The 26,108-nt window shown below is 40.8% G+C and carries 30 protein-coding genes; 11 read left to right on the top strand and 19 right to left on the bottom strand.

The window, feature by feature from the left end; all coding sequences use genetic code 11:
* Window positions 1–46: 46 nt before the first annotated feature.
* The 4 genes from ACSYSK_RS01585 to ACSYSK_RS01570 are packed head-to-tail and all read right to left on the bottom strand — an operon-like array spanning window position 47 to window position 3,148.
* Window positions 47–751, bottom strand: a complete 705-nt coding sequence (locus tag ACSYSK_RS01585) for a hypothetical protein (RefSeq protein ID WP_491715220.1) — start codon at window positions 749–751, stop codon at window positions 47–49.
* Entirely contained in the window at window positions 738–1,472 is a 735-nt protein-coding gene (locus tag ACSYSK_RS01580; RefSeq protein ID WP_491715219.1) for an ATP-binding cassette domain-containing protein, read from the bottom strand. Before ACSYSK_RS01580 ends, ACSYSK_RS01585 begins: the two co-directional genes overlap by 14 nt.
* Before the next feature lies 1 nt (window position 1,473).
* Complete coding sequence (locus tag ACSYSK_RS01575) at window positions 1,474–2,232, bottom strand: ABC transporter permease (RefSeq protein ID WP_491715218.1); 759 nt, start codon at window positions 2,230–2,232, stop codon at window positions 1,474–1,476.
* Window positions 2,222–3,148, bottom strand: a complete 927-nt coding sequence (locus ACSYSK_RS01570) for an ABC transporter ATP-binding protein (protein ID WP_491715217.1) — start codon at window positions 3,146–3,148, stop codon at window positions 2,222–2,224. Before ACSYSK_RS01570 ends, ACSYSK_RS01575 begins: the two co-directional genes overlap by 11 nt.
* Before the next feature lie 382 nt (window positions 3,149–3,530).
* On the opposite strand from ACSYSK_RS01570, the gene ACSYSK_RS01565 reads away from it, so the two are divergent.
* The 10 genes from ACSYSK_RS01565 to ACSYSK_RS01520 all read left to right on the top strand — a co-directional run bounded on the left by ACSYSK_RS01565 (window position 3,531) and on the right by ACSYSK_RS01520 (window position 12,191).
* Window positions 3,531–4,040: a hypothetical protein gene (locus ACSYSK_RS01565; RefSeq protein ID WP_491715216.1), complete on the top strand. Its 510-nt coding sequence runs from the start codon at window positions 3,531–3,533 to the stop codon at window positions 4,038–4,040.
* Window positions 4,041–4,309: 269 nt separating this feature from the next.
* A complete protein-coding gene (locus ACSYSK_RS01560; RefSeq protein ID WP_491715215.1) occupies window positions 4,310–4,915 on the top strand; it encodes a hypothetical protein in 606 nt (201 codons plus the stop codon).
* Window positions 4,916–5,104: 189 nt separating this feature from the next.
* Window positions 5,105–5,362, top strand: coding sequence for a hypothetical protein (locus tag ACSYSK_RS01555; protein ID WP_491715214.1), 258 nt, complete (start codon window positions 5,105–5,107; stop codon window positions 5,360–5,362).
* Entirely contained in the window at window positions 5,337–5,672 is a 336-nt protein-coding gene (locus ACSYSK_RS01550) for a hypothetical protein (protein WP_491715213.1), read from the top strand. Before ACSYSK_RS01555 ends, ACSYSK_RS01550 begins: the two co-directional genes overlap by 26 nt.
* 229 nt (window positions 5,673–5,901) lie before the next feature.
* On the top strand, window positions 5,902–6,900 hold the full coding sequence (locus ACSYSK_RS01545) for a hypothetical protein (protein ID WP_491715212.1): 999 nt from the start codon (window positions 5,902–5,904) through the stop codon (window positions 6,898–6,900).
* A gap of 57 nt (window positions 6,901–6,957) precedes the next feature.
* Window positions 6,958–7,755, top strand: a complete 798-nt coding sequence (locus ACSYSK_RS01540; protein ID WP_491715211.1) for a metallophosphoesterase family protein — start codon at window positions 6,958–6,960, stop codon at window positions 7,753–7,755.
* A gap of 74 nt (window positions 7,756–7,829) precedes the next feature.
* Window positions 7,830–8,405, top strand: a complete 576-nt coding sequence (locus tag ACSYSK_RS01535) for a hypothetical protein (protein ID WP_491715210.1) — start codon at window positions 7,830–7,832, stop codon at window positions 8,403–8,405.
* 500 nt (window positions 8,406–8,905) lie between these two features.
* Window positions 8,906–9,610 (top strand): LytR/AlgR family response regulator transcription factor, encoded by a 705-nt coding sequence (locus tag ACSYSK_RS01530; protein ID WP_491715209.1) that lies wholly within the window; start codon window positions 8,906–8,908, stop codon window positions 9,608–9,610.
* Entirely contained in the window at window positions 9,607–10,887 is a 1,281-nt protein-coding gene (locus ACSYSK_RS01525) for a sensor histidine kinase (RefSeq protein WP_491715208.1), read from the top strand. Before ACSYSK_RS01530 ends, ACSYSK_RS01525 begins: the two co-directional genes overlap by 4 nt.
* Before the next feature lie 125 nt (window positions 10,888–11,012).
* Window positions 11,013–12,191: an MFS transporter gene (locus ACSYSK_RS01520; RefSeq protein WP_491715207.1), complete on the top strand. Its 1,179-nt coding sequence runs from the start codon at window positions 11,013–11,015 to the stop codon at window positions 12,189–12,191.
* 264 nt (window positions 12,192–12,455) lie between these two features.
* Here the strand turns inward: ACSYSK_RS01520 and ACSYSK_RS01515 are convergent, their stop codons facing one another.
* From ACSYSK_RS01515 to ACSYSK_RS01460, 12 genes are all read right to left on the bottom strand, one after another.
* Complete coding sequence (locus tag ACSYSK_RS01515) at window positions 12,456–12,956, bottom strand: ECF transporter S component (protein ID WP_491715206.1); 501 nt, start codon at window positions 12,954–12,956, stop codon at window positions 12,456–12,458.
* A 19-nt stretch (window positions 12,957–12,975) separates the two neighbouring features.
* Complete coding sequence (locus ACSYSK_RS01510) at window positions 12,976–13,806, bottom strand: PfkB family carbohydrate kinase (protein WP_491715205.1); 831 nt, start codon at window positions 13,804–13,806, stop codon at window positions 12,976–12,978.
* A 331-nt stretch (window positions 13,807–14,137) separates the two neighbouring features.
* Window positions 14,138–14,788, bottom strand: a complete 651-nt coding sequence (locus ACSYSK_RS01505; protein ID WP_491715204.1) for a TetR/AcrR family transcriptional regulator — start codon at window positions 14,786–14,788, stop codon at window positions 14,138–14,140.
* Window position 14,789: 1 nt separating this feature from the next.
* Window positions 14,790–15,605 carry an ABC transporter permease gene (locus ACSYSK_RS01500; RefSeq protein WP_491715834.1) on the bottom strand — a complete coding sequence of 272 codons (816 nt, stop codon included), beginning with the start codon at window positions 15,603–15,605 and terminating at the stop codon, window positions 14,790–14,792.
* 29 nt (window positions 15,606–15,634) lie between these two features.
* Entirely contained in the window at window positions 15,635–16,135 is a 501-nt protein-coding gene (locus ACSYSK_RS01495; RefSeq protein WP_491715203.1) for an ABC transporter permease, read from the bottom strand.
* Complete coding sequence (locus tag ACSYSK_RS01490) at window positions 16,132–16,857, bottom strand: ABC transporter ATP-binding protein (protein ID WP_491715202.1); 726 nt, start codon at window positions 16,855–16,857, stop codon at window positions 16,132–16,134. Before ACSYSK_RS01490 ends, ACSYSK_RS01495 begins: the two co-directional genes overlap by 4 nt.
* 351 nt (window positions 16,858–17,208) lie before the next feature.
* A complete protein-coding gene (locus ACSYSK_RS01485; protein ID WP_491715201.1) occupies window positions 17,209–17,358 on the bottom strand; it encodes a hypothetical protein in 150 nt (49 codons plus the stop codon).
* A 143-nt stretch (window positions 17,359–17,501) separates the two neighbouring features.
* Window positions 17,502–18,938 (bottom strand): nicotinate phosphoribosyltransferase, encoded by a 1,437-nt coding sequence (locus ACSYSK_RS01480; protein ID WP_491715833.1) that lies wholly within the window; start codon window positions 18,936–18,938, stop codon window positions 17,502–17,504.
* Between the two features lie 121 nt (window positions 18,939–19,059).
* The gene (locus tag ACSYSK_RS01475; RefSeq protein WP_491715200.1) at window positions 19,060–20,295 is read right to left on the bottom strand and encodes a PTS sugar transporter subunit IIC; all 1,236 of its coding nucleotides are present in this window, start codon (window positions 20,293–20,295) and stop codon (window positions 19,060–19,062) included.
* Window positions 20,285–20,608: a PTS sugar transporter subunit IIB gene (locus ACSYSK_RS01470; RefSeq protein WP_491715199.1), complete on the bottom strand. Its 324-nt coding sequence runs from the start codon at window positions 20,606–20,608 to the stop codon at window positions 20,285–20,287. The genes ACSYSK_RS01475 and ACSYSK_RS01470 overlap by 11 nt, the downstream gene beginning before the upstream one ends.
* A gap of 107 nt (window positions 20,609–20,715) precedes the next feature.
* Entirely contained in the window at window positions 20,716–21,456 is a 741-nt protein-coding gene (locus tag ACSYSK_RS01465; protein ID WP_491715198.1) for an NUDIX hydrolase, read from the bottom strand.
* Between the two features lie 225 nt (window positions 21,457–21,681).
* Window positions 21,682–22,449, bottom strand: coding sequence for a MerR family transcriptional regulator (locus ACSYSK_RS01460; RefSeq protein ID WP_491715197.1), 768 nt, complete (start codon window positions 22,447–22,449; stop codon window positions 21,682–21,684).
* 240 nt (window positions 22,450–22,689) lie between these two features.
* Between ACSYSK_RS01460 and ACSYSK_RS01455 the strand changes: the two genes are divergently transcribed.
* The gene (locus tag ACSYSK_RS01455) at window positions 22,690–23,340 is read left to right on the top strand and encodes an NAD(P)H-binding protein (RefSeq protein WP_491715196.1); all 651 of its coding nucleotides are present in this window, start codon (window positions 22,690–22,692) and stop codon (window positions 23,338–23,340) included.
* Window positions 23,341–23,970: 630 nt separating this feature from the next.
* Here the strand turns inward: ACSYSK_RS01455 and ACSYSK_RS01450 are convergent.
* From ACSYSK_RS01450 to trxA, 3 genes are all read right to left on the bottom strand, one after another.
* Window positions 23,971–25,077, bottom strand: a complete 1,107-nt coding sequence (locus ACSYSK_RS01450; protein ID WP_491715195.1) for an SLC13 family permease — start codon at window positions 25,075–25,077, stop codon at window positions 23,971–23,973.
* 122 nt (window positions 25,078–25,199) lie between these two features.
* Window positions 25,200–25,709 (bottom strand): peptide-methionine (S)-S-oxide reductase MsrA, encoded by a 510-nt coding sequence (gene msrA / locus ACSYSK_RS01445; protein WP_491715194.1) that lies wholly within the window; start codon window positions 25,707–25,709, stop codon window positions 25,200–25,202.
* 22 nt (window positions 25,710–25,731) lie between these two features.
* Window positions 25,732–26,046, bottom strand: coding sequence for a thioredoxin (gene trxA, locus ACSYSK_RS01440; protein WP_491715193.1), 315 nt, complete (start codon window positions 26,044–26,046; stop codon window positions 25,732–25,734).
* Between the last annotated feature and the right edge of the window lie 62 nt (window positions 26,047–26,108).

Raw genomic sequence — 26,108 nt, 5'->3', positions numbered from 1 at the left:
CAATTGTGAATAATTTCCATTATTTTGCTTACAAAAAATAAGAAAATTACGGACGCTGAACTTCACTGCGTTCCAGCCACTGACCAAATAACTTGCTGACCGGCAACCAGCTTCCAGCTAATACTAACGCAACTATCAGGCTCAACCACCATAATTGGAGCAATCCCGCCAACACGTTAGCCATTAACACGACCAAAATCACGCTGACAACGATTGCTTTAAGCGCCGAGTCCCAGTAGATCCCTGCCAGATTCGCAACTAAAGTTAACACCACGGTAAAAACAACCGCTACTAGGTCAACCACCAAACTGCCGCCCAGTTGCCAGCTTAAATTTGTCGTAAACAAATGAACCATTTGCGCCGCCACTGCTAATAGTAGATCTGCCACTAACAAACCACTAAATTCTGTACCAGCCAGTAACATTATGAATGCTGCTTCCTTAATACGAAACAAATCAGCCCGCGCGATCGGCAACAAAAACGTATTAGCGCGGCGGCCACCACTGTAGTCACGCACCAAGTAGCGACAGGCAAACACGGTAGCCATGATCGTCACCACACAAATCGTCGCGGTCGTCGCTAAGCCTAACACTCCCGCAAAACGAGTCAAAATACCATCGTCTTCACTGTGATCAAAGTAACCGATCACGGTAAAAAATCCTAAAAAGAAAACCTGTACCAAACTGCTAGTTAAAAATAACGGCCACAGCCAGCCTCGTTGACGCTGAAATTCGAAGTTAAAGTGTGTCATTTGCCGCCTCCGTTGTTTGCACGAATTGATGGTAAAAGCCCAACAGGCCATCGCTAAATTCAGTTTGGATCTCCGTTAATGGTCGTAATTGGCTCGTTTGCCCGTGAGCCAGGACCACAGCGGCGGTAATAATATCGGCCAAATCGGTAAACGAATGACTGGTCACGATCGTGATCGTTTTCGCCGCTAACGTGGTGATCAGCTTTTTGATCACGGCGACACCGTCGGGATCTAAACCGTTAAACGGCTCGTCTAACAGTAAAATTTTCGGCCGGTGAGCCGTTGCTAGTGCTAGTAATAAGCGCTGGCGCATCCCCAAGGAAAGCTGGCCAACTTTGATAGTCGGCTCCACTTCCAACTCCACTCGCTGCAAAACTTCCTGCCAGTCGGCTGGTTGCTCCAAATTAAAATAATGGTAGTGTTCGGCCAACAATTCAGCGATCGTCTGCTCAAAAGTACTGTCTGATTGAGCAAAAACCGTGCCGGTATTTAACAAGAACGCCGGGAGGGTCTGCGGGGTCAATTTCTGCCCGTCTAACTCAATACTGCCACCAGTAACCTGTAATAACCCACAAAGACACTTTAGTAACGTCGTCTTGCCTGCGCCGTTGGGACCGATCAAGCCGTAGATTCCCGGCTGAGCAAACGTCAGTTGATCGACCCGTAAAATAGTGCGTGTGTCAAACATTTTGACCACGTGCTTAATTGCTAATTTACTCATATTAACTCCTCTTGTTTAACGCCGCTAAAGATAAAATGAAAGCCAACACTCCCCAAAAAATTACCACTGCCAGGTCCACGTAAGAAAAATTGCCGCTGGCAAAAAAAGTTGCTCGCAACAAATTACTACTAGGAACAAACGGCAGGTAATTGTAGATCCACGCCGTCCAAGCCGGCAGTCGACTGGCTGGGTAAGTGATCGGTGAAAACAATAACCCGCCCAGCATAATGAGCTGCGTGAGTAACGCAGTCATATCAGCCGGTAAACAGTAAGCTAACGCAAATCCCAGTAAGATCATCGTGCACTGAACCAAAATCAAAATCAAAAAATTGCCACCCACAAAAATAATGGTGATTTTAAAACGCAAAATTGCTGCACCAAAAGCAGCGATGATTCCCGGTAAAGAAGCCAACCACCAAACCATTACGTCGGCCAAAACGATTGCACTGCGTCCAACTGGCAACGTTCTTTGATAAGCAACTACTCCTTCTTGCTTAGCAGTACTGACAATTTGAGCGGCTAACACACAACCGACCGCAATGACTTCTAAGGTAACTGCCCCAGACGACAGGTACACCGCTGAGCTCGCACTGACACTGGGCAATAGTAATGCCATCCCACACACGATAGCCACCGCTAAGATGACCTGCACGATAGTAAAAACTGGTAGTAAGACCCGTTGCCGAACTAAACTCCACCATATTAGTCCGTTAAATTTTTTAATTTTGAGTGGTAACGAATTAGCTAAATTATTTTCCATCAGTCCACTCCTCATATGAATTAGTCACAGAATAAGGAGTTAATTGATAATCAACAACTAAACTGGTCGTTATCAATCCCCGTAGCCATTTCATCGCAGGTAACAATTGTGCCGCAGTCAAATAAATTTCATAATGGCGCTCATTTAATTGCTCCAGAACTTTTTGCGCAGAAGGGAAATCAGCTTTTTCTAATTGATTTTTAGTAACGACTCGTAATACCAAATCAGCTGAAAAATCCGCCTGTTGTAAGTTAACCATGTGATCTTGCACAATTTGCCCTTGATCAAACAATAAATAGCGATCTGCGTACTGCTCGACTTCCAATAAATTATGGGTCACAATGATTACGATCCGCTTTTGTGCAGCTAAATTACGCAAAATTTGCCACAATAACTTACGTCGTTTGGGATCAACATCATTGGTCGGTTCGTCGAATAGCAAAATTGGCGTTGGTGCCACAACACTCATCGCAAAAGACGTTAATCGCTGCAACCCACCCGATAATTTTTCTCCAGCAACATCAGCCCACTCGGTGATTTCCAGTTCCGCTAAAATATAATTCATTTTTTGCCGCACCAACACCCCGGAATACCCCCTAACGCGCAGAGCAGCCGCAACCGCTTGGCGCAAAGTCACTCCAGTCAAAGGAGCATTGAACTGAGGCATCATAGTAATCACTTGGCGCGCATACGTCGGGTTTGGTACCAAATAATTTCCTGCATAGGTGATAGTACCCGCATCCGGCTTAGTGATTCCAATCAGCTGTTTTAAAAAAGTCGATTTACCCGCACCGTTATGCCCAATCAACGCAACTATTTGTCCCGCCTGAAACTGAATAGTTAATTGCCGATTGGCGACAATCTTCCCCTTCTTAAAAGTCTTAATTAGTGCATGAACATTTAAGTCTGCCTGCATCAAGCTACCTCGATTTCATTTTTAAAATAAACAACTCATTAATAAAATTTTATTTCTAACTTTTCTCTACCTTGAAGGATAACTCACGCTTTGAAAATCACCGCACACTTGTCACCAACAACGCCTCAAATGTAATTTTTAACCTTCAATCACTAAATCAATTTAACCTAATCTTTGATAAGGCCAATTACGCAATGATTCATCAAGTTCACCGTGCTCAAATCAGTTTTAAATTTTATCTTTTCCGTGGCTTAATTATGGTATGAATAGTATAGTAAATATGTATCAAACTAAGTAAAAAGCTAATCGATCAAATTTAGCTGAGTTTGACACACTTTGGTACCTGCCTCTTGCAAGATCAAACTGAATTGGAGACGAAAAGATGGAATTACAAGTTAGAATTGCTTATGAAACTGCTGAAATGTTAGAAGTACTCAAAGAATATTATCAAAAGCAAGAGGGAATCAATTTTACTAAAGGTGAAATATTATCTAAGGCCATTTTAGATACTTATGATGATTGGAAAAAAATTGATTGGCGGCAAACACAGAATTTAACAATCAATATTGAAAAAAAATACGAGATCACCTCAAGTGCACAAAGACCGAAATTTCAATTATCAAATAGTATCAGCACTAAAGTTGATGAGTTAAGGACGATTATTAAACAAAGTATTGATGCTCGATCCGTCACTATTGGTGCGGCAATTAAGTTTGTTTTACGACAAGCAATTTACAAAATTCAACATACAGATGATCCTTCAATCATAAACGTAGTAAATAATACCTTGGATGAATACTTAGCTAAGCAATTACCGACTGAAGCACAAGAAATTTTACAAAAATATACTGAAGATCTCTTAACCAAACTGGAAGTCAACGACCTCTTATAATTATTATTTAGCCCCTTAACGGGGGTTTTATTTTTTGATATTTTTTGAGAATTATAGTTGACATTAATGTTCCACTGCTATATTATAGCATTAGGATGATTAAAGGAGGAAATAAAGTTCCTAATCAATCTTTACCATTTAAATAGTTGCTCGTCGCTAGTACTTGTTAAAATTGGAGGTTTAAACCATGAATAGTTAAGCATTTTTTAAGTAAAAAATAGAAACATATCTGCTACGTAACCAATTTTATTATATGGAGAGGAAAAAATATGGAAAAAGTTGTTAACCTATTGTTTATAGGCTTGTGCACGTTATCATTGTCAGCTTGTGACAAGAATCATTCTGCTGCGCCGAGTAGTAGCTCTAAAACTTCGTCGACAAAATTAATTAAAAAGAAGACACATGCTAAAAAAGGCAGTGAGACAAAAGTAGCTAAAAAATCCAGTACCAACACTGTTAGTTCTAGCAGTTCAAGTGTGCCGGATACAACATCACAAGATACTGCTAATGAGGCTAAAAGTTTATTGATTGGTCATAAGTTACTTGTTGAACCGATATTATATGACGGAACGGATATAAATACAGTCATGGATCGACCTGGTGCCCCGCAAAATTTGCTTCATGATTATTTTTATGAAGTAACTTTTATTAATGACACTGAGTGTACCTATCGTCAAATGGCGACTGATTTCAATGCTTCGTATTCACTAGCAAATGATGAAATCGTTATCAATGTCGATAGTGATATTCACCCACATCCACTTACGTATTCTTTAAATAACGGCACAATCAATTTCAATCAGTTTACCACAACTGAGCAAAGAGACGGAGATACCCACACTATTACTTGGAGAGCCTCACTTGAAAATGATTAAGATTTTAGTACTACTCTAAAGTAATCAAGCACGGACTTGTTTGATTGCCTAACACTTATAACAACATTTTCATAGATATTTAGAGAAAATTTATCTAGTACCTCAAAAAACAACAAATTTGAAATAATTTTAAGGATGTTAACAGAAAAATCATGTCTTCAAATAGGAATTATACCAAGGAGGATGTTTATGAATAAAATTGAAGCCAGAAATGAAATAATTAAGTATTTAGCAAAAAGCAATATACATTTAACTGAAGATTTTACAAACGACTTCGTTTTAGTTTTCTCTGGTTATAACAAGTGTCCTGACAACTGCTTAAAATGTAGATTTTATTTTCACAATTCTTCTATAAGAGTCGAGATTTATTACAACGAGACCGCATCACATTGGATTGCCGAGCGTCCAGAACAAATGTTGAATGTTGGATATATATTATTTGCTTAATTTCATCAATGGTGGATTATGGCTAATTTACAGTGATGGGCATGAAGGGAATCTTTATTCTGATCATCATCTGATTACTCCAAAATTTTATCTCACAGAAGATGGTCATTATGAACTCACAAGTGCCGTGGTCGTAGATTACGATGTCTTTGAAATGGCGCCACTTAAAGTATGCGATGCAATTATGTTAGCAGTCCCTTCTATTATGAATGACTTAAGTGAACCTTTCTTTTATTTATTGACGCAAAAATGGAATATAGCTGAGGCAACTTCTTACATCAAAAGAAAGTTCTTTGGAGGGAAAAGCTAACGATTAATGATTTATGCAGAAAAAATTCAAAGTCAAATTTCTTGCATGAAGCCAACAGGCAAGGAAACGGATTCTTTATTTTCATCAATTTTCCGAAAAATCGATTCTCAAATTCAAAAGCACAACACTGCTTGATTCCCAAACTTATTTAGAACAATATCTATTCCGCTAGAACAATTAACTGACAACACTCGTAATTAAGCTTTTTTAAACATAGGAGGTAACAAACATGGATAATCAAAATTGGGTAAAAGATTTTTTAAATCAATGCGACGAAAACTTCATCAATCCTTGGGAATTTGATTTTAAACAGAGCTATCGAAAAAAAACGATCACAGATACTAAAGATAATAAAAAACTAATACATTTACAGTTAGAATTGGCTTATAAAGCTGGAAGACTTGACCAAAAGCATCCAATTTTTAACGCTACTGGCTCAACCGGTAAGAACGCAGATTGCGACAAAGAAGCATCTCCCATTTATAACGTGTTAGGTTGGACATCAACTGACCAAATACGTGGAGATTCCATGAACTCTTTTGTTACAACATTTAATAGATTAATAACAGTTGGCTCTAAAACACCTTATAGCAAAGAAAACACGGAAACCTTAAAGAAATTATTTACTGGCGAGGTTCCGACAATCAAAGTTCTTAATTCAGAATTAATTAAAGATCCAACTATCCTCACAAATTTCACTTTTGCACAGGAAAATGTTCGGCGTCAAAAAAACAAAGAAACAAACGTGGATGTAATAGCCCAAATTGAACGTTTTGCTAAGTTAACCCATTCTATCGGCAATTTTATAGTTTTACTTTCTTGGATGAACACTGGAAGAGGAAGTGGTTTCTCCTCAGTCAAAGATTATTGGGACCTAACCTTAAATGATCTGCATAGTTGGTTTTTTAGTATTGATACTGAGGCTGGTAAGGTTCTTTGGCAAAAATTTATCGAAAAATACTATTTACAACCTTTTGTACATCAAGATTATCGTGTTGCTGAACTTTGGCAAGATCATTTCAATACCAGAGGTATAGGCTATCCTCGAAAAACGGCAGATTTTGAACAGTTTTTTCAAAATGTCAACTTACTCATTGAAGAACGTGGCAAATGGATCACCAAACAACTTTGCGATCAATTAGGATTACAGGGGTTGAATTTTTATAGCAAACTAATAGATATGAAAAAAATTAAATTCTTTGATGAAATTGACGGAATAATTAATTAAGCAGCCGTAACCGGGCTGAAAAAGACAATCAAAACACATCAAGGAGGACATTGTTAAATGAAAACACTTCTAGTTGGTGACCAGCATTTAAAAGAAGATATCGTTTTACCACTGGTCAACCAAAAAGTTAAAGAATTAGGCGTTGACCGTGTGATCTTATTAGGTGATTACTTAGATGCAGCCGGACAACAAAAAAACATTGAGCTGTACATGCAAGAAATCAATTATTTGTTAGCTTGGAAAGTGTTACTAACTGGCATGGGCGTCGAAGTGGTCAACCTGTTAGGCAACCATGACGTATCTTACCTCACAGTGACTCCTAGTGAATATTCTATTCGCGATGCAGATGGCTTTCTCACAGTACGCAAAAAACTACTAAAGTTAAATTTGCGCATTGCATTTCAACTAGACGACTATTTAGTCAGTCATGCCGGTTACACCCAAGATTTTGATTTACAAAATTGGCACTTAGAACCGTTAAGAGATGATGAACAGATTTTAAAGCGTTTGGAAGATTTAGAAGACCATGCTGGCAAAGCTCGTGGTGGCTCATTTGCGCTAGGTAGCCCATTGTGGGCTGATTTTAACCATGAATTAATTAAGTCACCCAATCCCAAATACCCTAAGCAGATCGTCGGGCACACGCCGCAAACAAAGATTCTTCCTTTCCATAAAGACAATTTTGAACTCGTTGGAATCGATACCTTTACGGTCGTTTCCTGTACAGAAAAAAACCTTTTCATTGAAAATGGCAGTGGCGAAGTCTTACTTGATGACAACGGAACACTCACACCGATTGCCCTTGATTGGAACAATGACGCTGTCTTTGGCAAGTTAAATAAAAACTTTATTTAACATAATCGATGACAAGCGGGCCTAACAAATAAAAAAATTTATTAATTCAATTTTTCAAATTAAGGAGGATATTTATGGATAAAACTAAAGCCATAAACGAGACAATTAGTTATTTAGAAGAACAAGATATAAATTTCCGTATATTTTTTTCCGAGGGTAAGTCAAGTTTAGTTTTAGTTTTACCTGGTTATGATAAATGTCCTGATTCCACCCTAGAATGTAGCATTTATTTTTACGAATCCTACATGGAAGCCCGGATTTATTATACCGAAAGCGCATCACACTGGATCACTAAAAGGTCAAAACGACTGTCAAACATGTATCGTTTACTTAATTTCATCAATGCGAGCGTATGGTTTTACTACTACTACAATGATAATATTGGAGAAAAACTTTATCCTACTAATTGGCTTATTATGCCAAGAATCTATATCACAGAAGATGGACATTACGACCTCACGAGTACCACAATTATAGATTACTATATCTTTGACATGGATACACATTATGTTTGTGCTGCAATCACGGCATCAATTCCAGCACTGATGAATGATTTAAGCCTCCCTTTATTTTTTGTACTATTGGAAAAATGTACTGTAGATGCAGCAATTTCCTATATCAAAGAGGAAATACTGGAAGAGAAAAGCTAACGGTATTTTGGTGCTAGTATGAATTCATGGACAAATTTGGTAGAATTCCATTAATGAAAGGAATGTACCAGACATGAATTCATACTAGCATCAGGCAGTGTAAAACAGATGAACAGCAATAACGGCAAATCAAGCTATCACCCGACTCACCGTTATTTATAAAATTATCAGATTCTTTGACTACATTGACTAACTTTACTATTAAAAATAGTTTTTATTATTTTCTATTCCTTTTTAAAACGACAAAGATAAAAGTCCAAATTATGATAAAAATTAAATAAAAAAACAGTACCCGATACGTAAAAGAAAAGGTATGTTCTGAAATATGTGAACCTATATTAGTGACTATTTTCAAACCTAATCTAGTTATTATTTCACTTGATTTATTAATTTGAAATAATTCAAAAAAAATCACCTACAAAGATAGCTGCATAAACCTCAATACCCATTTTTATTCCTTTAAAAATTTTCGTAAGTTTTACAATTAAGGGGGGATTCTAATGTTAAAAGTTGCTCTGTGTGATGACGTGCCTCAAGTCACCACGACCGTGGAAAATTTACTCTACGCCTACCGGGAAGATTTCTTTTCCCCGGCAGTCTTTTTTAACCCGCAAAAATTGCTCAGTCATCTATCTAGTAATTATGATTTTTTTATCTTAGACATCGAATTCCCTCAGCTTTCGGGGATCGAGCTTGCCCGTCAAATTCGCCAAACCAACGCCCAAGTGCCGATCGTTTTCTTGACTAGCTACAGCAAATACATGGAAGATGTCTTTTCGCTGCAGACTTTTGATTATCTGTTAAAGCCGCTCACTAAAGAAAAGTTTTTCCCCCTCCTCGACAAGGTCGTTAATTACTTAGGAGTCGCCGATGATTACTTCAGCTTTTCGGCACACCACACACTTTACCGGTTAAAATTCAACCAAATTACCTACTTCGAAAAAAAGCTGCGTCAAGTGATCATTCACACTACCCATGGTGAATACTGTACTAACATGACAACGACTGCCTTACTGGAGCAAGTGGGCAAGTATTTCATTCAGATCCATACTTCTTATCTCGTTAACCCGCGCTACATCAGCGCCATCAACCATCACACGGTGTTATTAAATACTGCGCGCGCCGCAGTTGAATTACCGCTCAGCCGAAAGTTTAGTAAAGTGGCATACACGCAAATTCTCCACCAGTTAAGGAGTAGCTTATGATCATCCCAATCGTTTTAGAAGTCGTTGGTTTTATCATCGAGCTGTTCTTATTAAACTTCTTTTTTAGCAGTTGGTCTAACTCACAGCGACTGTCCCGTAAAGTCATTGCTTTTTTAGCGCTACTAACCATCGTCGTGGCACTCACTGCCACCTTATTTTCGCGTGCAATCGCCGCACTCAGTAACCTGATGGTCGCGCTTATCATTTATGTATTATTCGGTAAAATTCATCACGTTCCTACCAGAGATTTCATTTTCTGGTCGTTATTTCTACTGACGACTGATTTTTTGACCGAAGCCGTGCCCCTTTCCTTACTGGAACTTTTCCCGGTATTTCAGCAACACATTCAGTTACGCGACATCACCGTTACAAGCAGCGAAATCTTTTTGGGGATCTTTGTGATCTACGCGCTTAAAATGTTAGTTTTACGTCAACCCAGCGATAGTCACAAATTACCAACTTCTACTATTTTAACTTTGACTTCGATCCCGCTAGTTTCGCTAATGATCCTGGTCACTTTTTTACTGGCTAAAGTAAATTTTCATCTTAGCAATAATTACTTGATGTTAGCTGTGATCTGCGGCGTCTTATACCTTAACTGTTGCATTCTCTACTTATATCACAGTATCACCTACCACCTCCAACAGACTAACCGGCTTCAACTCCAAAACAAAGCGCTACATTTTCAGTTACAAAACGTCGCCGCACTCAAAAAATCACAGCAACACCTGCGGCGGGTGCGCCATGATTTAAAAAATCAATATCTAGTTGTCTTAGGCTTACTCACCGACGGTCAAACTGATGAGGCGATCACCTACTTGCAGCAAGCGGCCAGTCAGTTGGAGCCACAACAAAAATTTTACACGCACGACTTAGTCTTGAACTACTTACTAAACCAAAAAGAACAGCAAGCTAAAAAGCAGCACACAGCCTGTGATTTCCACGTCTTACTCAGCCAAAATACTAAACTAGACTACGACGTCTTAGCCGTTTTGATCGGCAATCTCTGCGATAACGCACTCGAAGCCACTGCCCGGTTACCTCACACTAGCACCAAAGAAATCAACTTAACGATCAAACAACACGGCAACAAATTACTGATCGAAGTCGTTAACACCTTCGAACCGCTAGAAAAAAGCACCCGCAAGCAGCGCCAAATCGACGGCGTCGGCGTTAAAAATATCGAACGGATAGTTGAAAATTACAGCGGACTATGCGAACACTGGACTAAAGGCGACCGTTATTTTGCTAGCATCATCTTGTTTGACATCTTGTAGGTTGCTTAATCCTTGCCCGCTAGCTGATTGTTAGCTACACTAGAGGATGGCGCGCTAAAACGACCGACAGTTTTGCGGTTCTTGCGCCCTAGATTTTTATTTTATTTCAAAGGAGTAGTTTTGTTTTGAAGAAAAGGACTTATTTATGGTTGGGTTTAGGAATTATTTTGATTGCCACTAACTTACGGTTACCAATCACTATGCTACCACCGATCTTACCGTGGCTGCACAGTCAACTTGGTTTAGCCACCAGTTTAAGTGGTTTGCTCACAACTATTCCCTTGTTGATGTTCACGTTGCTGTCACCGCTGATCGCTAAGTGGGGTATTCGTTTTGGCAACGCCCAGGTTTTATGGTGGACTTTACTATTACTAACGATTGGCGGTTACCTACGTGTCATTCCCAGCAGCGCAGTTTTATTATTAGGGACCGTCCTAGTTGGGTGCGGTATTTCTGGAGGAAACGTCTTATTGCCGGCGATCATTCAGGAGTACTTCCCGCAAAAAGCAACCTTACTCACCAGCCTATATACTTTTACAATGGGGCTGGTCGCTTCTTTAGGAACGGGCTTTGCCGCTCCGCTGACCAAACAGTTCAACTTAGCCACGATGATCGCCATCATGGCAACCGTCAGTTTAGCCGCCTTTTTAGTTTGGTGGGTGGTCACGGTGCAACTTCCCCGTAAAAAAAAGCAAGTCAAACAAACTGCCGTACACGTCGCTGCGATCACCAAATACCCGTTAACTTGGTTTGTTACTTTGTTTTTCGGCACCCAGTCGTTACTGTACTATTCAATGTTGACTTGGCTACCAGTTTATTGGAGCAACAACGGCTTTTCCGCCACCAATTCCGGATTGTTGGCAACAGTTTATCAGCTGTGCGGCATGCCGATGTCACTGTTGATCCCTGGGTTAGCCTCTTCTAAAAAAGGAATGTACGCGAGTGTGGGCATCGTCGGTGGCGGCTTTGCAATTGGTAACTTTTGTTTGCTGTTAGGTACGCATAATTTTGTCTGGAACATCATCCTAGCCGTAATTACCGGTCTAGCGTCAGGGTCGGCCTTTAGTTTATGCGTCGTCTTTTTCCAACGCAAAGCAAGCTCGGTCTTTCAAACGGCCAAACTGTCGGGGACCGCGCAGTCTGTCGGTTACTTATTAGCCGCGATCGGCCCTACCCTTAGCGGAGTGGTTGAAGAACAACTTCATTCTTTCGTTCCAATTTTAGTAGTTTACGGCTTATTAGGACTCTTATTACTAGTTAGCGGCATAATCATCACTCACCAAAAACCATTACCTCAAAAATAATCTACCTTAAACATTGAAACCAAAAAATGGGGCTGGGACAAAACTTCGTTTTGTTCCAGCTCCATTGTGGTTTTCCGTAAATAATAGACTGATCGTGCTCCAAAAAGCAGTAGTTTGCGCCTAGCTACGTTTCAAAATAAAACAAAAGTTCAGGTTTTACTTTGAAACTAGGCTAGTGCTCGACTGCTAAACGCTTTTTGTCCCAACTCCTCCATTTTTATGTACTCGTACAAAGCAAAACCAATAGCGCCGTTCTTAACTGCTTCATTTCACTATCTGTCTTAATTTTGGTAACAGCACTAATGCGATCACTAACCCCACCAGTCCTTGTAACAAATTGGTGAAAATTCCGACTACCCCAGCACTCCACGTGTACAATAAGGTGTCGATCGCCGAGTAGCCTACAACCACCATTACCACCCCGGCTAAACCGGCGATCAAGCCGTTAAGCAACAGGTGAGCAGAATGCAGGCGCGGATAAATCAATCCGACCACTAAGCCTTCGAGACCGTGAACGAGTAGCGAAAAAAACATATACTGCCCGAATCCCGAAATTAGGTCTAACAAAAAACCAGACAACCCGCCGACAAGTAGACCAGGACCCGCACCAAAAAGTAACGCGGTCAGTAAAATAATAGCATCACACAAATTAACATTGCCGTGAGTCAACGGAACTGGAATAATAAATAAACGTCCGATGACCACGTTTAACGCCACCAGCAGTGCTAATAATACTACTTTGCGTAAACCAGTCTGTCTGTGCATTATCCCAGCTTCCCTTCAGCTATTTTACAATTTCAGTTAGTAAAAATCTTAAAGCTGCTTGCAAATCGATCCCATATTTATACTCATTTTCTGGTTTTTTACTACTTTCTTGAATCGCGATATAAGTCACATCATATGCCAATTTAATAGCTACTTGCAAGTCAACTTTTAACGCTAGTAATCCCGCCAAAACCGCCGAGAATAAATCACCCGCACCCGAAAAATGCCCCGCAATTTTTTCTTTACCGTGAATCTGAACTTCACCGTTTTCTAACCAACAGCAGTATAAATTGCCGTCTTTTTCCCAGTCGGTTAAAATTACCTGAGCATTTTTAGCGGTGCTGTTAGTTAGTTTGACTAATGCCTGTTTAATGTCAGCCAGCGGCGAAGTCAATGTGAGTTTCATCTCCGTCAGTAAGCTTAACTCTGACAGGTTAGGAGTAGTCACCGTCGCCGTGTCCAACAGCTTTTGAATTGCTGGAACGTAATCGGGGGATAGGCGCGGATACATTTCTCCTTGGTCGGCCATCACCGGGTCGATTATTACCTGAGACGGATTTTTACGCTGCAGCAACGTATAGCACTGATCCACTAACGTAGCCGTCCCCACGTAACCAATCAGCGCGGTATCAAACTTAAAGTCTGTGCCCCACTGATACAAAGTCGCTTGTAGCCACGGAGTCACTTCTTGTTGTGCGGGAAAGCCAAAGCCCTCCGTTTGAGTAGATAGCAATTGAGTTGGCAACAAGCCAGCGCGTAAGTTGAGTGCCGCCATAATCGTGGTAGCCGTGCGCAAAGAAATCCCGCCTAAAGCAGAGAAATCTTCCATTACAAAAATTTTATTTTTCATTTCGTGCTCCTTTTAACACTCACTAATTTTTAACTATTAATAGAATTATATCATGCTGATTACTAGATTTGTATTAAATTTTATTTACTAGTCACCAAAAAAGAGGAGTTGTGACAAAAAGCGTTTAGCAGTCGAGCACTAGCCTAGTTTCAAAGTAAAACCTGAACTAGGGCTTTATTTTGAAACGTAGCTAGGCACAAACTACTGCTTTTTGGAGCACGAGCAGTCTATTACTTATGTAAACCACAAAGCGGAGCCGAGACAAAAATTTCGTTTTGTCTCAGCTCCTCCCTGATAATTCTAAATTAGCGTTTAACCGCGTTTAGCCTGCTTATTTACGCAGTGCTCGCTGCACAAAAGTAATCATCTTGTCCTCTCTAGTCGCTATCTTTCCTCCAATAAAACCCAGCTCGTGTTCCTGCAAAAAATACATCAGCAATTGTCCGAGCATTAATCTAATAACATCACCGCCCGTAACGTCGCTAGCAACAGTATTATCTTCGATCAACAACTCTGCGATCAGTTGTAAGACCTGCAGTAAGTTATCCTTAAGTTGAGTAATTAAAGTTGCCCGCAATTCTTGGTCGACCATTAATTGATTCAGCATAATTAATACTATTTGACTGTTATTTTCGATAAATTCGTAACGATCACGAATGAAAAAAGCTATTAGATCATCAATAGTCGCCGTGTGTTTACTGACGCCTGCCAGAAGTTGATCACTTAATTTAGGACCGATTTGCCTAACAAGTGGAGCAATGATCGAGTTTAAAAGTTCTTCTTTTGATTTAAAATATTTAAATAACGTCGCTTCACTAACCCCTGCTTCAGCTGCCAGTGCCGCGGTCGTCGTTGCCTGATAACCATTTTGCGCGAACAGTTTGATTGCGGCCGTTAACACCTTGCGCTTCCCCGGCGGCATTTTAGCGTTTTGCAGCCAGTCATTAAAATCCGTAAATTCTTGAGACTCATCTTTTTTCATTTTAAACCTTCCTGTAACGTTTTAAGCCCATTATATTACCAATTGTTAAAATTGTAATGAAAATTATTAAAGCAACTAAATTGCCAGCGATCTGTGTGAAACTGGCGCCCTTCATGATCACATCCGTTAAAGCGTTAGCAGCGTATTTCAGCGGCAAAACATCTGCCAGCCACTGCGCCCATTTAGCCATCGCCGTTAACGGGATGATCCCCGAAAAGAAAATCTGCGGGATCACTATAATAGGGATAAACTGGATCATCTGAAACTCGGAACGCGCAAACGTCGACATAAAAATTCCTAACGCTAAAGCAACTAGTGCTAATAAAAGTGTAGTCAGTAACACTAACCAGACCGAGCCGACTAGCTGTACGTGTAAAGCCGTAATCGTAAAAACAACAATCAGCAATGTTTGCACGACCGCCACGATTCCGTAACTCAACATATAACCCCAAACGATCTCTGCGCGCCTAACAGGAGTTGCTAATAAACGGTCTAACGTACCAGAAGTCCGTTCACTCAGTAACGCCATTCCCGAGATCAAAAAGACAAAGAAAAAGACGAAAAAGCCCATCATGATCGGCATTAACTTATCAAAGAAATTTGAATTCTGGTCGCCGTAATTATAGGTATTATGAATGCGTGGTGATTGTGGTGCCGCCGTTTTGTGCGGTAAGTTAGCCTTGATTTGGGGCGGCAAGGCAGCCTGTGCTTTTTTGGTAGCATTTTTCACACTAGCAATTCTTTGCTTGTTCAAAGCAACCTGCAAGGCCTGCTTTGCTAACCGGGTTTTGCCCGAATCAACGTTAGCGTAAGTCACATTCAAGCGATTTTTATTGGCGTTCTTGACTAGGTATTATGAATGCGTGGTGATTGTGGTGCCGCCGTTTTGTGCGGTAAGTTAGCCTTGATTTGGGGCGGCAAGGCAGCCTGTGCTTTTTGGGTAGCATTTTTCACACTAGTAATTCTTTGCTTGTTCAAAGCAACCTGCAAGGCCTGCTTTGCTAACCGGGTTTTGCCCGAATCAACGTTAGCGTAAGTCACATTCAAGCGATTTTTATTGGCGTTCTTGACGATGATGCTATCTACTTTCTCGTCTTTTAACGCTTGTTTTGCCTGACTTTTAGTACTATAAAACTTAACGCTAACGTGTTTAACTTTGTCCATGCTAGTCGTTAATCCTTGAGAAACTCCCACGGTCCCAATCGTCGTATTGCCCGTCATGTTAACGCCAAAAATATAACTCATCAACGCTAACACTACTAACGGTGCGATAAAAATCAATAACAACGTGCGCGGGTCGCGAATCATTTCTTTCAATACTCTTTTAGTGATTGCCCAAGTTCTCATTTTAACTCATCCTCCGCTTGCAAAAAGACCTGTTCGATCGTCTCCACCCCATACTGTGCTTCCAGTGCTTTAGGCTGGTCATTTGCCATCAAGTTGCCTTCTAGTAACAAAGCCACCCGGTCCGTCAGCTCGGCTTCGTCCATCACGTGGGTCGTGATCAGTACAGTGTGCCCTTGATCACGTAAATTTTGTAATTCGTACCAGATCTGGCGGCGTAACGCTGGGTCAATTCCTACCGTTGGTTCATCTAATACTAACAACGGTGGGTTTCCTAGCAAAGCAATTGCTAACGACAAGCGCCGCTGCATTCCTCCCGAATAGCCGGAAACGCGCTGTTTTAACTGGTCGCTCAAATCAACGACTTCACTCACGTGCTTGATCTGTTCTGCCAGTTCACTGCGGACAACGCCTTTCATTTCACCAAAAAATTGCAGGTTTTCATACGCGGACAACGAAGAATACAAAGCATCGGTCTGTGCCATATACCCCACATCTTTTAGCAACTTACGGTCCGGCATCTTAGTAGCAAAAACAGTCGCCTCACCTTGATCGACTTTTTCCATCCCCAAAGTGAGTTTAATGATCGTCGACTTGCCCGCTCCCGAAGGACCGATCAAGCCAACGATTTCTCCTTGATTGACCTGAAACGAGATATCTTTTAACACCACATGCTCGCCAAATTGTTTATGGACGTGTTGTAGTTGAATAATTGCTTTAGCCATGTGCTCACCTCATTGATGTTCTAGTTAGTGATTACTCACTTATTAAAGTAAGTGTACACTCACTTTAAACAAAAAGCAAGCAGCACAGCCAAATATTTACGCCCATATCAAAAAAGGAGTTGGGACAAAAAGCGTTTAGCAGTCGAGCACGATCAAACAAGCTGTGAGTCAAGCCGCTTAGCGGTCGTGGACTAAGTGGCACTGACAAGCAAATCCTGTACTTGGATTTGTTTGTCAGTGTCCTTAGGACCTAGACTGCTGGCTTGAAAAACGCGATTAAGTCTATTGCTTACGGAAAACAAAAAAAGACCGGAGCAAAATTGCTTTTGCCTCGGTCTTTTCAAATAAACATTATTTACAAGACTTGATCCATTTCAAATGGGCTTGCAACTTTTCATCCTCCGCGATTGCCGGATTCTGTGCCCAATTTTCACCGTACTTTTGGTCCAAATACAAAATAATTTGGTGCACTCGTATTCTCATTTCCTCACGCTGCGACATCTTCTTTACCCCTTTACTCAACATGCTAATGCAATAATTGCAGATTCATCTCTCTTATTATCATACCGCTTTTTGATAATTTTTTTACGATAAAAGCTCATAATTGCAACACGTTATGCCAAAAGGTAACATTTAGTGAGTCCTTACTTTAACTCGGCTACCAACTTCTGCTGCTGGTCATATAAAGTCTTAGTGATATAAACGGGATAGTCATCCGGATTTAACAGCCGCTTAGTCGCTACTGGCAGCTCGGCTAACATCTTTTGACTATATTTTTGCAGTGCAAAAACGTCTTGTTGCTTAACATAACTACCATTTTGATCCATCACTTTTTCCTCAAGTGCCACGGCCTTTACGCGGCGCAGCTGGCACAACCTCTTAGTTGCCTCGGGATCCACGTGTAATACGTCCAAACTCTCAATAAATTCACCGATCTGATCGGAACGCAAAGCGACTAAATCAGCAAGCGGATGATCCTGATCATCATACAAACGATAAACTTGTTTGCGGCCCGGTAACGTCAATTTGCCTAAACTAGCGCTGACTTTGACTTTAGGTTGCCACGTTTCGTTGACCTTCACTGCCCCTAATTTATAAACCCCACTTAATACCGGAGAACTTGCACTGGTGATTAAGTTTTCCCCGACACCAAAATTATCGATTGCAGCTCCTTGATCGATCAGTGACTGAATAATATTTTCATCCAAGGCATTGGAAGCCGTGATCGTCGCCTCTTGGTAACCGGCTTGATCTAACAACTGTCGTGCTGCCCGCGAAAGGGCAGTGATGTCGCCAGAATCGATCCTGATACCAAAGTGGTTGTGTCCTTGAGCGGAAAGCTGGTCAAACACTTTGATCGCGTTAGGTACTCCTGATTTTAAGACATCATAAGTATCAACCAGTAACGAGCAATTATCAGGATAAACCTGGGCCCACTTTTCAAAAGCAGTTTGTTCGTCAGGGTAAGCTTCAACCCAACTATGAGCCATCGTCCCGGCTACCGGAATGTTAAATTTCTGCCCGGCCAGCAGGTTGGACGTACTAGTGCAGCCACCGATCACCGCGGCACGAGCACCATAAACGGCACTCGACGGTCCCTGTGCTCTGCGGGCGCCAAATTCCATCACTGCACGCCCCTGAGCGGCAGCAACTACGCGTCTTGCCTTAGTTGCGATCAAAGTTTGGTGGTTGATAATATTTAGTAACAAAGTTTCAAACAACTGGGCTTGAACTAGCGGACCCTCAACAGTCAAGACCGGTTCGCGTGAAAAAATAGGAGTTCCCTCCGGAATTGCGTAGACAGTGCACTCAAACTTAAAATCAGCCAAATAAGTTAAAAACTCTTCTGAAAAAATATTTAGTCCCCGTAAGTACTCGATATCTTCTTGTTCAAAGTGAAAATCAGCTAATTGTTCCAACGCCGTTTGAACACCCGCCAAAATCACGAAGCGACCATTATCCGGCAGCTTGCGGAAAAAAATGTCAAACGAACCCAGTTGGTGCAGCAGTTCTTTGTGAAAGCCATTAGCCATCGTATATTCATACAAATCAGTTAGCAATGCTAAATTGCCTTTTTCCATCATTATTTCCTCCTCAGAGAAATAAAAGTAAAAATTACTTTTAATTAGGTAAAAAACTATCCGCGGTATCGCGTTTCATCATACCCCATTTGCTTACTAAAAACAACGATTAACTCACTGATTAACGGTTTTCTTGTTCTTTACGGTACAGTTGCTGGTCATAGATCTTAAAAAACGGAAAGTAGATCAACCAAGAAACCACGAACAGTAAAACAAATAAGCAAACTCCCTTGATCCCCGTTACTAAATACGTCGAAATTGGAAACGGGATGTACCATAACTGAAATACTTTTGCCGGAATCGGGACTAATCTTAATTTTAATGCGGCTCCTGCTATTAGCGGAATTGCCAGCCCATTTAGCCACATCGGTAACATCAGTATGGGGTTAAACGCGATCGGTGCCCCGAACACCAGTGGCTCGTTAATATTAAAAAGAACCGTCGGCAGGGTCGTTTTCGCAATCGTTTTTAGTTGGCGTGATTTAGCAAAAAACAGCATCATTAAGGCCAACGTAATGGTGAAACCAAAACCACCAGCAGCAATAAAACCGGAATAAAAAATCTCGTAGGTGGTAATATTGCTAGGCGCTAATCCCTTAGCCACTTGTGTTGCGTTTTGTGCAATCCCGCTAAACATGATGGGATAAACGATCGGTGACAACGTCCAAGTGCTGATCCCAAACGAATAAAACAAACTATATAAAAAGACAATCAGTACAAAACCAAAATAACTTTGGCCAATAGTAGATAAGGGTGAAAAAATCCAGGTAACAAATTTGAAAATATCAACGCTTTTAATCGTCAGCCCCAACCAACCAATAAAAATCAACAAAGTGATCGGCAACAGCGAATTAAACCACCCAACGATAAAATCAGGTAAAGTCGTATCCTCACTAAAAAAAGAAAATTTAGCACTAAATAACATGACCGCGGCTACTAATACGCCGACAACGATTGCTAAAAACATCCCCGCCGAGCCTAAACGCGCCGTTTCAAACCTAACTCCATTTGCGGTAAAATGCGGTTTGATCAGCATCAAGTATAAAGACATCCCCGCAAACCCCGCTAAAGTCTGTTGTTCATTGTGATAATTTTTTAAAATCTGATACGGGATCAAAAACGCCAAGAACAATCCCAGTAAACCAAAAGTAAAGGTACTCATCGTACTGAGGTCCGGCAGCAAATTTTGCTTAATGTTATTAAGCAACATGACTAACGTCACCAGTGAACCCACTAAAATAAACGGTAAAATAACAATAATTGCCTGTTGAATGCCCCTGATCCAGGGATTATTAGTGATGCGGTTAATTTTGGGTAATAATTTGGCCTGCATCACCGTTAACATTTTATTTTGCATCGTTGTCCTCCAAACTAGCCACCAGCTCTAAAGCCGCAACACCGTCTAGTGTGCCGTAGATAGCCGCCGGAATCAGCGCCATCTTGACGTGCTGAGCCGCAGCGGTCGCTTGAATTTCTTCTTTTTTATACGCTAAGTGCGGCCCGACCAACAAATAATCGACACCAGTTAGTTGCTCCGCTAACTGTGCGTCACTGCGGGCGTGAATATTGACTTGCAGCCCCGTTTTCTTAGCTGCTTTCCGCATATTAGCGGCCATAAAACTGCTCGAAGCCCCGGTGCCACAAATCAATAAAATATTTTTAACTGCCATTCCAACACTCTCCTCGTGTTTGCTTAATAAAAGTATTTTTTACTTTTATTAGATTAAAAAACAATTACAACGCGTTTAATCATACCCCAATTGTGCGGTAAAAACAATTAGTTATTTTGTTTTTTCAAGCGGTAAAGTTTCGCGGGGCGTCCCCGTCTGTGTGCCGTTGACTGCCCCACTTCTTCGAATAGCCAGCCGTGAGTCTTTTTAAAATTAGAATTATCGATCTTAGCGGGAACGGTTTGTAAAAAAGCCGCATAAACGGCGCGGGCTTCGCGCAAAGTAAAAGTCTGGCCCAAAATCAGCAAAATATTAGGCTGGTAATTTAACTTGTTTTTGATCCGCAAACAAGCAATTTTTAACAGCCACGAATAGTCAAATGCCAGGCTGGTTTCCGCGCTAAAATTAATCGCTTGTTGGTAATATTGCGTTGCGGTTTGTTGCAAAGCAACGGTAAATCTGTGTTGCTCGGCACAAAAACAATAATTACCATGCACGTTTTTTAAAGCGAACCATTTAGCTGCAGTCGCGCCATACCCCGGTTGTAGCGGCGGTTTAGTCGGCAAAAAAGTCAAGTACCCCAGCGAAATGACCCGCTCACCTGCAAAATTACGTTCCGGCGCGGTAAATGTCGCTAATTGCTCGGTATGAAATGCCGCTAGCTTTAACCCAATCTTGTCTTGAACTAAACGTAAAGCAGCTTGATCGGCACTTTCGCTGGCAGCTAAAAAAGTTTCTGGCAACGACCACAGCTTTGGTGCTTGCGCTCGTTTGACCAGTAATAAATTGACACTTTGTTCCTGCCGGTCAAAACTCCAGATCAAATTAACGATATTAATTCTTTGCACGTTAGCCTCTCCTTTCACCTTTTCACATTATACCGTTAATCAACGACTAGACAAAACTATGCCAGCGATTTGTTATGTCTCATATATATTTCAACAAATTTTTGGGGATGATAAATGACCGTATCTTCTTAAAAACAAAAGGATCGTCACCCGTTAAATACCGAGAACGATCCTTAACTAATTAAAATTTGTTGAAATGGCTAATTATTTGTGGGACTTCCACATTTAAGCATAGTGATCAATGACATCTTTTAGCGTTTTAGCTGCACCTTGCTTACCGGTATTTTCTTCGTAATATTTGATAAACCTTGGATCATTAACGTACATGGCAGCTAAGTTCTTATGAGCATTAGCTGAATATTGCCCCTCAGGCCAAGTCAGTAGTAACATTTCTTTATGCAGTTCAAAAAGATGTCTTGCTTGTTTTTGCTGTAAGTTAGATGTTCCAGTTAATTGTTTTAAAATAACTAAAATCTGCTTATTCAGCTCTTGTAAATGTGTCATATCTGTTTTAGACATAGCTTTAATTTTTTGCTTGCTGGTGGCAATAACGGCTTCACTATATTTTTGTCGGAGTTCTGTACCATATTTTAGTTCGTTGTCCCTAATTGATTTTTCTTTAAAAACTGTAAACTTCTCTGCATCACTCATAATTGCGTCTCCTTTCATAGTTGCAAGTGTTTGGTCTAAGCTAACAAGCAAGTTTGCTAAATGTTCCTGTTCTAGCAAAATTTGTTCACGTTGTTTTTTTAAAACTTGATATTGTACGTCTTTAGGATCATCTAGAATTTCCTTAATTTGGTCAAGGGGCAGGGCAAACAATTTAAAGAACATGATTTTTTGTAAGCGATCAACTTCACCTTCTTCATAATAGCGATAATTGTTTTCAGGATTCCGTTTAGCCCTTAATAAGCCTTTTTTATCGTAAAAACGTAACGTGCGCCTTGAAACCCCTGCTAATTTTGCTAATGCAGTGATTGAATAAGAAGTCATCTGATCCTTCATCTCCTTGCTTGCAAATCAAACTATACTCTTTGACGTAACGTTAAGGTCAACTCCTAATTTTTCTTGAGACAATCCTGATAATACTTCTTTTTAGGCTTGTTTGCCCCACTAAATTATTATAAAGTACTATTATTGTTGCATTTAAGTTAAAATTTCGCCTTTATGTATTGAAGTTAGTTTTAATAGCTTTTAAGATATAAGTAGTTTTTGCCAGGGAGGATCAACTGCATGACCAGAATAGGAGTTATTGGGGCAACCGGGATGGCAGGATCGGCCATTTTCAAGGAAGCACAAAGCCAAGACTTAGATGTGACTGCTATTATTAGAAGCTGTCACCGTGCCCAAGAAATACTTAAAGACAGTTTTCACGTCTTAAAAAAAGACGCTTTTGACCTTACTAAAAAAGACATCACCAAGTTTGATATTGTCGTCGATGCTTTTTCTACCTCACCGGAAAAAGCCTACTTACACGTAGACCTAGCTACGCGACTGGTTTCGTTTGCCCGCGAAAACCCACACTTGTACCTGATATTTATCCTAGGAGCTGGCAGCTTAAAGACCGGTGAGGACCACCACTTAGTTATTGAAGATTTAAAAAAAGACGATAACGCTAAAGACCAAGTCGCCACCGTTAAAAATCAGCTGATCGAACTCCAGTTTTTACAAGAAGCTACCAATACCTCTTGGACTGCTATTTCCCCGGGAGAAACTTTCGTTGCGGGAAAACCCGCGGCTAATATCGTCTATGGCGAAGACACGTTGCTGACAAACGAGCAGGGAGAATCAACAACTACTTCGGGGACACTCGCCCAAGTAATTATAAAAGAGGCCCTTAATCCTCAGCACACCCAAAAACATTTTACCGCTATTGATGGCTAATGAAACTTTACTAAAAATAAAAAAGAGTTGGGACAAAAAGAGGTTAAGTCGAGCACTAGCCTAGTTTCAAAGTAAAACCCGCACTTGGGTTTTATTTTGAAACGTAGCTAGGCATAAACTGCTGCTTTTTGGAGCACGATCACATAAGTTGTGCAGTAAGGCGTTTAGCTATCCTGAGCTAACCTAGGCCAGCAATAAGTCGGTTTAAGACTTTTGCTGGACGTAGTTAGATTAGAGTAGCTGACTTACGGAGCACGATTAATCAAGTTGTAAGCTAGACTGCTGGTTTGAAAAACGCGATTAAGTCTGTTACTTACGGAAACCAAAAAAAGGGGACTGGAACAAAACAAGGTTTTGTCTCAGTCCCCCACTTGTATATTAACCAACTTACACGAAAGAAGTTATTGACATGCAACTACCACGCAAAAAAACATTGCTATTACTTACTACTTTAATCTGGATCATTACCTGCTGTTTATGGTTAGTGACCGTTGTGAGCTGGGATCCCCATAGGTGGACTTTTTACTTACTACTCGTGTGCGACTTCGTGGCCACTAGCGCTACGATCAGTACCCTCACTGTCTTTGTTATTTTAATATGGCACAAACTACACCCACAAGATAAAAAGGACTAACTAGAAGTTAATAATAAACACAAAAAGCCGCCACAGCCTAACAGTAACAACAGTAATAAATTAATCATACTAAATTGCAATAAGTAACACCCAGTGCGTCGCCGGGAAAAATGTAGCAGGTACTGTTTAAACGCCAATAAGTTAGCTAAAGATGCCAATAAAGTTCCTAATCCTCCGATATTACTTCCCAAAAACAAGGCGTAAAAATGGGTGGTAAATGGCGCCCATAAAATAGTGGTAGGCACGTTACTCAAAATTTGACTGAGCAAAATACTACTTAAGTAAACACTCAAACTACTGGTACCAGTCCGGTGTAAAAAAGCTACTAAAAAAGAAGCGTGGCTAATATCGCTAACGGCAATAAAAAAGCATAAAAAAGTCAGTAACAAGGCATAATCAACTCGGGTCAAAATCCGCGGCGCAAGTAGCAAAGCGCCTATGATAGCAATTAAAATCCCTATAGCTAAGGGTAGTAATTTGGCGATACTTAATAGTACTAATAACGTACATAAAACTGCTAATAGGACTTGTTTGCGCTGCAAAACTGGCACTTCAGCTTTAGGGACACGTATCTGAGTAGCTGGAAAAATTAAACTAAAACCTGCTAGTAACACTAAACTACAAACCGCTAACGGTAAGCCCATTATGATAAAGTGAACAAACTTAAGATGATAATGTACAAATAAAAATAAGTTTTGCGGGTTACCCAAAGGAGTTAGCGCGCTACCTAAATTAGCAGCTAAGCACAGTAAGATCACCGGCAACTCGGGCTTAATCTGTAAATTTTTAATGCTCAATGCCAGCAACGGAATCAACGTTAATAACGCTACATCATTGGTCAGTAACATTGAGCTCACAAATGCTAATGCCATTAAAATCTGCAACAATTGCCTGGTATTACGGACTTTTTGCACTAAAAATACCGTTACTGCTTGAAAGAATCCTAGGTACTGCCAAAGCTGAACTACCGTCATCAGGGCAAATAAAGAACCGATGGTGCGCCAATCAATGTCTGCAACGTGTGGCCGCCCAATAGCTAACGTCGCCAGTGCTACCACTAAACTTAACAAAAAAATTTTATCATTAACAATTCGTTTGATCATCAACTTCTCCTACAGCTATTAAGATTATGATTCACGAAAATGCAAAAAGGCCTGAGACAAAACTCTGTTTTGTCCCAGCCCCTGTTATTTTTAAGTGCTAACCAACTTGTTGTATCACTCGGTTATTGCCGCCATTTTTCCCTAATAAACTCGGGACGCCCGCTCATTTCTTCAAAGTCTGGGTGCTTTTGGTAGTAATTTTGGTGGTAATCTTCCGCCGGGTAAAACGGTTGTGCGTCTTCTATCTGCGTGACGATCGGTTCGTCAAACCGCCCGCTATGCGCTAATTTGGCACGCGAAGCCTCCGCGATCCGCCGTTCCTCTTCGTTATTAACGAAAATCACCGGCCGGTAGTTATCGCCTCGATCTTCAAATTGACCCATCGCGTCTGTCGGATCGGTTTGCTGCCAGTAAATTTCCACCAACTGTGCGTATGAAATTATCTCCGGGTCATAATGGATCTCAACCGCTTCGGTATGACCCGTAGTATGACTGCAAACTTGCTCGTAAGTCGGGTTAGGCACATGTCCGCCAGTATAACCAGAAACTACCCGGTTGATCCCCGGTAACGTATCAAACGGCTGGACCATACACCAAAAACAACCGCCGGCAAAAATCGCGGTCTTTTCCATAACTCCCCCTCCTTTACGACTTTTATAGGTACTTTTGTAAGATTGCTTTTAATTTTTCTTTAGGATGATAACCGACCAAAGTATCAACTACCTTGCCGTCTTTTTTGATCATTAAAGTTGGAATGCTCATAATGCCAAATTCCTGAGCAGTCTTGGGATTTTGATCGACGTCCATCTTAGTAAATTGAACTTGATCGCCCATTTCCTCGGCTAACTGCTCAACAGCTGGCGATTGCATCCGGCACGGGCCACACCAAGTTGCCCAAAAATCAGTTAGCGTTAATCCCTTATCAGTTACTGTGGTAAAATCTTGATCCGTGATCTCCTTAACTGCCATTATTCATTCCTCCTATATCAGTAATTAGGCAATGACACTCGCTACCTAATGTTACCATATTA

The sequence above is a fragment of the Ligilactobacillus sp. ESL1201 genome (genome assembly GCF_058503265.1).
Note: the sequence above shows the minus strand (reverse complement) of the source record. Positions and strands in the feature narration are given on the sequence as shown.

What these genes read in the sequence shown, in the direction of transcription:
- ACSYSK_RS01585 (WP_491715220.1), bottom strand. Translation starts at nt 751, where the DNA reads ATGACACACTTTAACTTCGAATTTCAGCGTCAACGAGGCTGGCTGTGG.
- ACSYSK_RS01580 (WP_491715219.1), bottom strand. Translation starts at nt 1,472, where the DNA reads ATGAGTAAATTAGCAATTAAGCACGTGGTCAAAATGTTTGACACACGC.
- ACSYSK_RS01575 (WP_491715218.1), bottom strand. Translation starts at nt 2,232, where the DNA reads ATGGAAAATAATTTAGCTAATTCGTTACCACTCAAAATTAAAAAATTT.
- ACSYSK_RS01570 (WP_491715217.1), bottom strand. Translation starts at nt 3,148, where the DNA reads ATGCAGGCAGACTTAAATGTTCATGCACTAATTAAGACTTTTAAGAAG.
- ACSYSK_RS01565 (WP_491715216.1), top strand. Translation starts at nt 3,531, where the DNA reads ATGGAATTACAAGTTAGAATTGCTTATGAAACTGCTGAAATGTTAGAA.
- ACSYSK_RS01560 (WP_491715215.1), top strand. Translation starts at nt 4,310, where the DNA reads ATGGAAAAAGTTGTTAACCTATTGTTTATAGGCTTGTGCACGTTATCA.
- ACSYSK_RS01555 (WP_491715214.1), top strand. Translation starts at nt 5,105, where the DNA reads ATGAATAAAATTGAAGCCAGAAATGAAATAATTAAGTATTTAGCAAAA.
- ACSYSK_RS01550 (WP_491715213.1), top strand. Translation starts at nt 5,337, where the DNA reads ATGTTGGATATATATTATTTGCTTAATTTCATCAATGGTGGATTATGG.
- ACSYSK_RS01545 (WP_491715212.1), top strand. Translation starts at nt 5,902, where the DNA reads ATGGATAATCAAAATTGGGTAAAAGATTTTTTAAATCAATGCGACGAA.
- ACSYSK_RS01540 (WP_491715211.1), top strand. Translation starts at nt 6,958, where the DNA reads ATGAAAACACTTCTAGTTGGTGACCAGCATTTAAAAGAAGATATCGTT.
- ACSYSK_RS01535 (WP_491715210.1), top strand. Translation starts at nt 7,830, where the DNA reads ATGGATAAAACTAAAGCCATAAACGAGACAATTAGTTATTTAGAAGAA.
- ACSYSK_RS01530 (WP_491715209.1), top strand. Translation starts at nt 8,906, where the DNA reads ATGTTAAAAGTTGCTCTGTGTGATGACGTGCCTCAAGTCACCACGACC.
- ACSYSK_RS01525 (WP_491715208.1), top strand. Translation starts at nt 9,607, where the DNA reads ATGATCATCCCAATCGTTTTAGAAGTCGTTGGTTTTATCATCGAGCTG.
- ACSYSK_RS01515 (WP_491715206.1), bottom strand. Translation starts at nt 12,956, where the DNA reads ATGCACAGACAGACTGGTTTACGCAAAGTAGTATTATTAGCACTGCTG.
- ACSYSK_RS01510 (WP_491715205.1), bottom strand. Translation starts at nt 13,806, where the DNA reads ATGAAAAATAAAATTTTTGTAATGGAAGATTTCTCTGCTTTAGGCGGG.
- ACSYSK_RS01505 (WP_491715204.1), bottom strand. Translation starts at nt 14,788, where the DNA reads ATGAAAAAAGATGAGTCTCAAGAATTTACGGATTTTAATGACTGGCTG.
- ACSYSK_RS01495 (WP_491715203.1), bottom strand. Translation starts at nt 16,135, where the DNA reads ATGAGAACTTGGGCAATCACTAAAAGAGTATTGAAAGAAATGATTCGC.
- ACSYSK_RS01490 (WP_491715202.1), bottom strand. Translation starts at nt 16,857, where the DNA reads ATGGCTAAAGCAATTATTCAACTACAACACGTCCATAAACAATTTGGC.
- ACSYSK_RS01485 (WP_491715201.1), bottom strand. Translation starts at nt 17,358, where the DNA reads ATGTCGCAGCGTGAGGAAATGAGAATACGAGTGCACCAAATTATTTTG.
- ACSYSK_RS01480 (WP_491715833.1), bottom strand. Translation starts at nt 18,938, where the DNA reads ATGGAAAAAGGCAATTTAGCATTGCTAACTGATTTGTATGAATATACG.
- ACSYSK_RS01475 (WP_491715200.1), bottom strand. Translation starts at nt 20,295, where the DNA reads ATGCAAAATAAAATGTTAACGGTGATGCAGGCCAAATTATTACCCAAA.
- ACSYSK_RS01470 (WP_491715199.1), bottom strand. Translation starts at nt 20,608, where the DNA reads ATGGCAGTTAAAAATATTTTATTGATTTGTGGCACCGGGGCTTCGAGC.
- ACSYSK_RS01460 (WP_491715197.1), bottom strand. Translation starts at nt 22,449, where the DNA reads ATGACTTCTTATTCAATCACTGCATTAGCAAAATTAGCAGGGGTTTCA.
- ACSYSK_RS01455 (WP_491715196.1), top strand. Translation starts at nt 22,690, where the DNA reads ATGACCAGAATAGGAGTTATTGGGGCAACCGGGATGGCAGGATCGGCC.
- ACSYSK_RS01450 (WP_491715195.1), bottom strand. Translation starts at nt 25,077, where the DNA reads ATGATCAAACGAATTGTTAATGATAAAATTTTTTTGTTAAGTTTAGTG.
- msrA (WP_491715194.1), bottom strand. Translation starts at nt 25,709, where the DNA reads ATGGAAAAGACCGCGATTTTTGCCGGCGGTTGTTTTTGGTGTATGGTC.
- trxA (WP_491715193.1), bottom strand. Translation starts at nt 26,046, where the DNA reads ATGGCAGTTAAGGAGATCACGGATCAAGATTTTACCACAGTAACTGAT.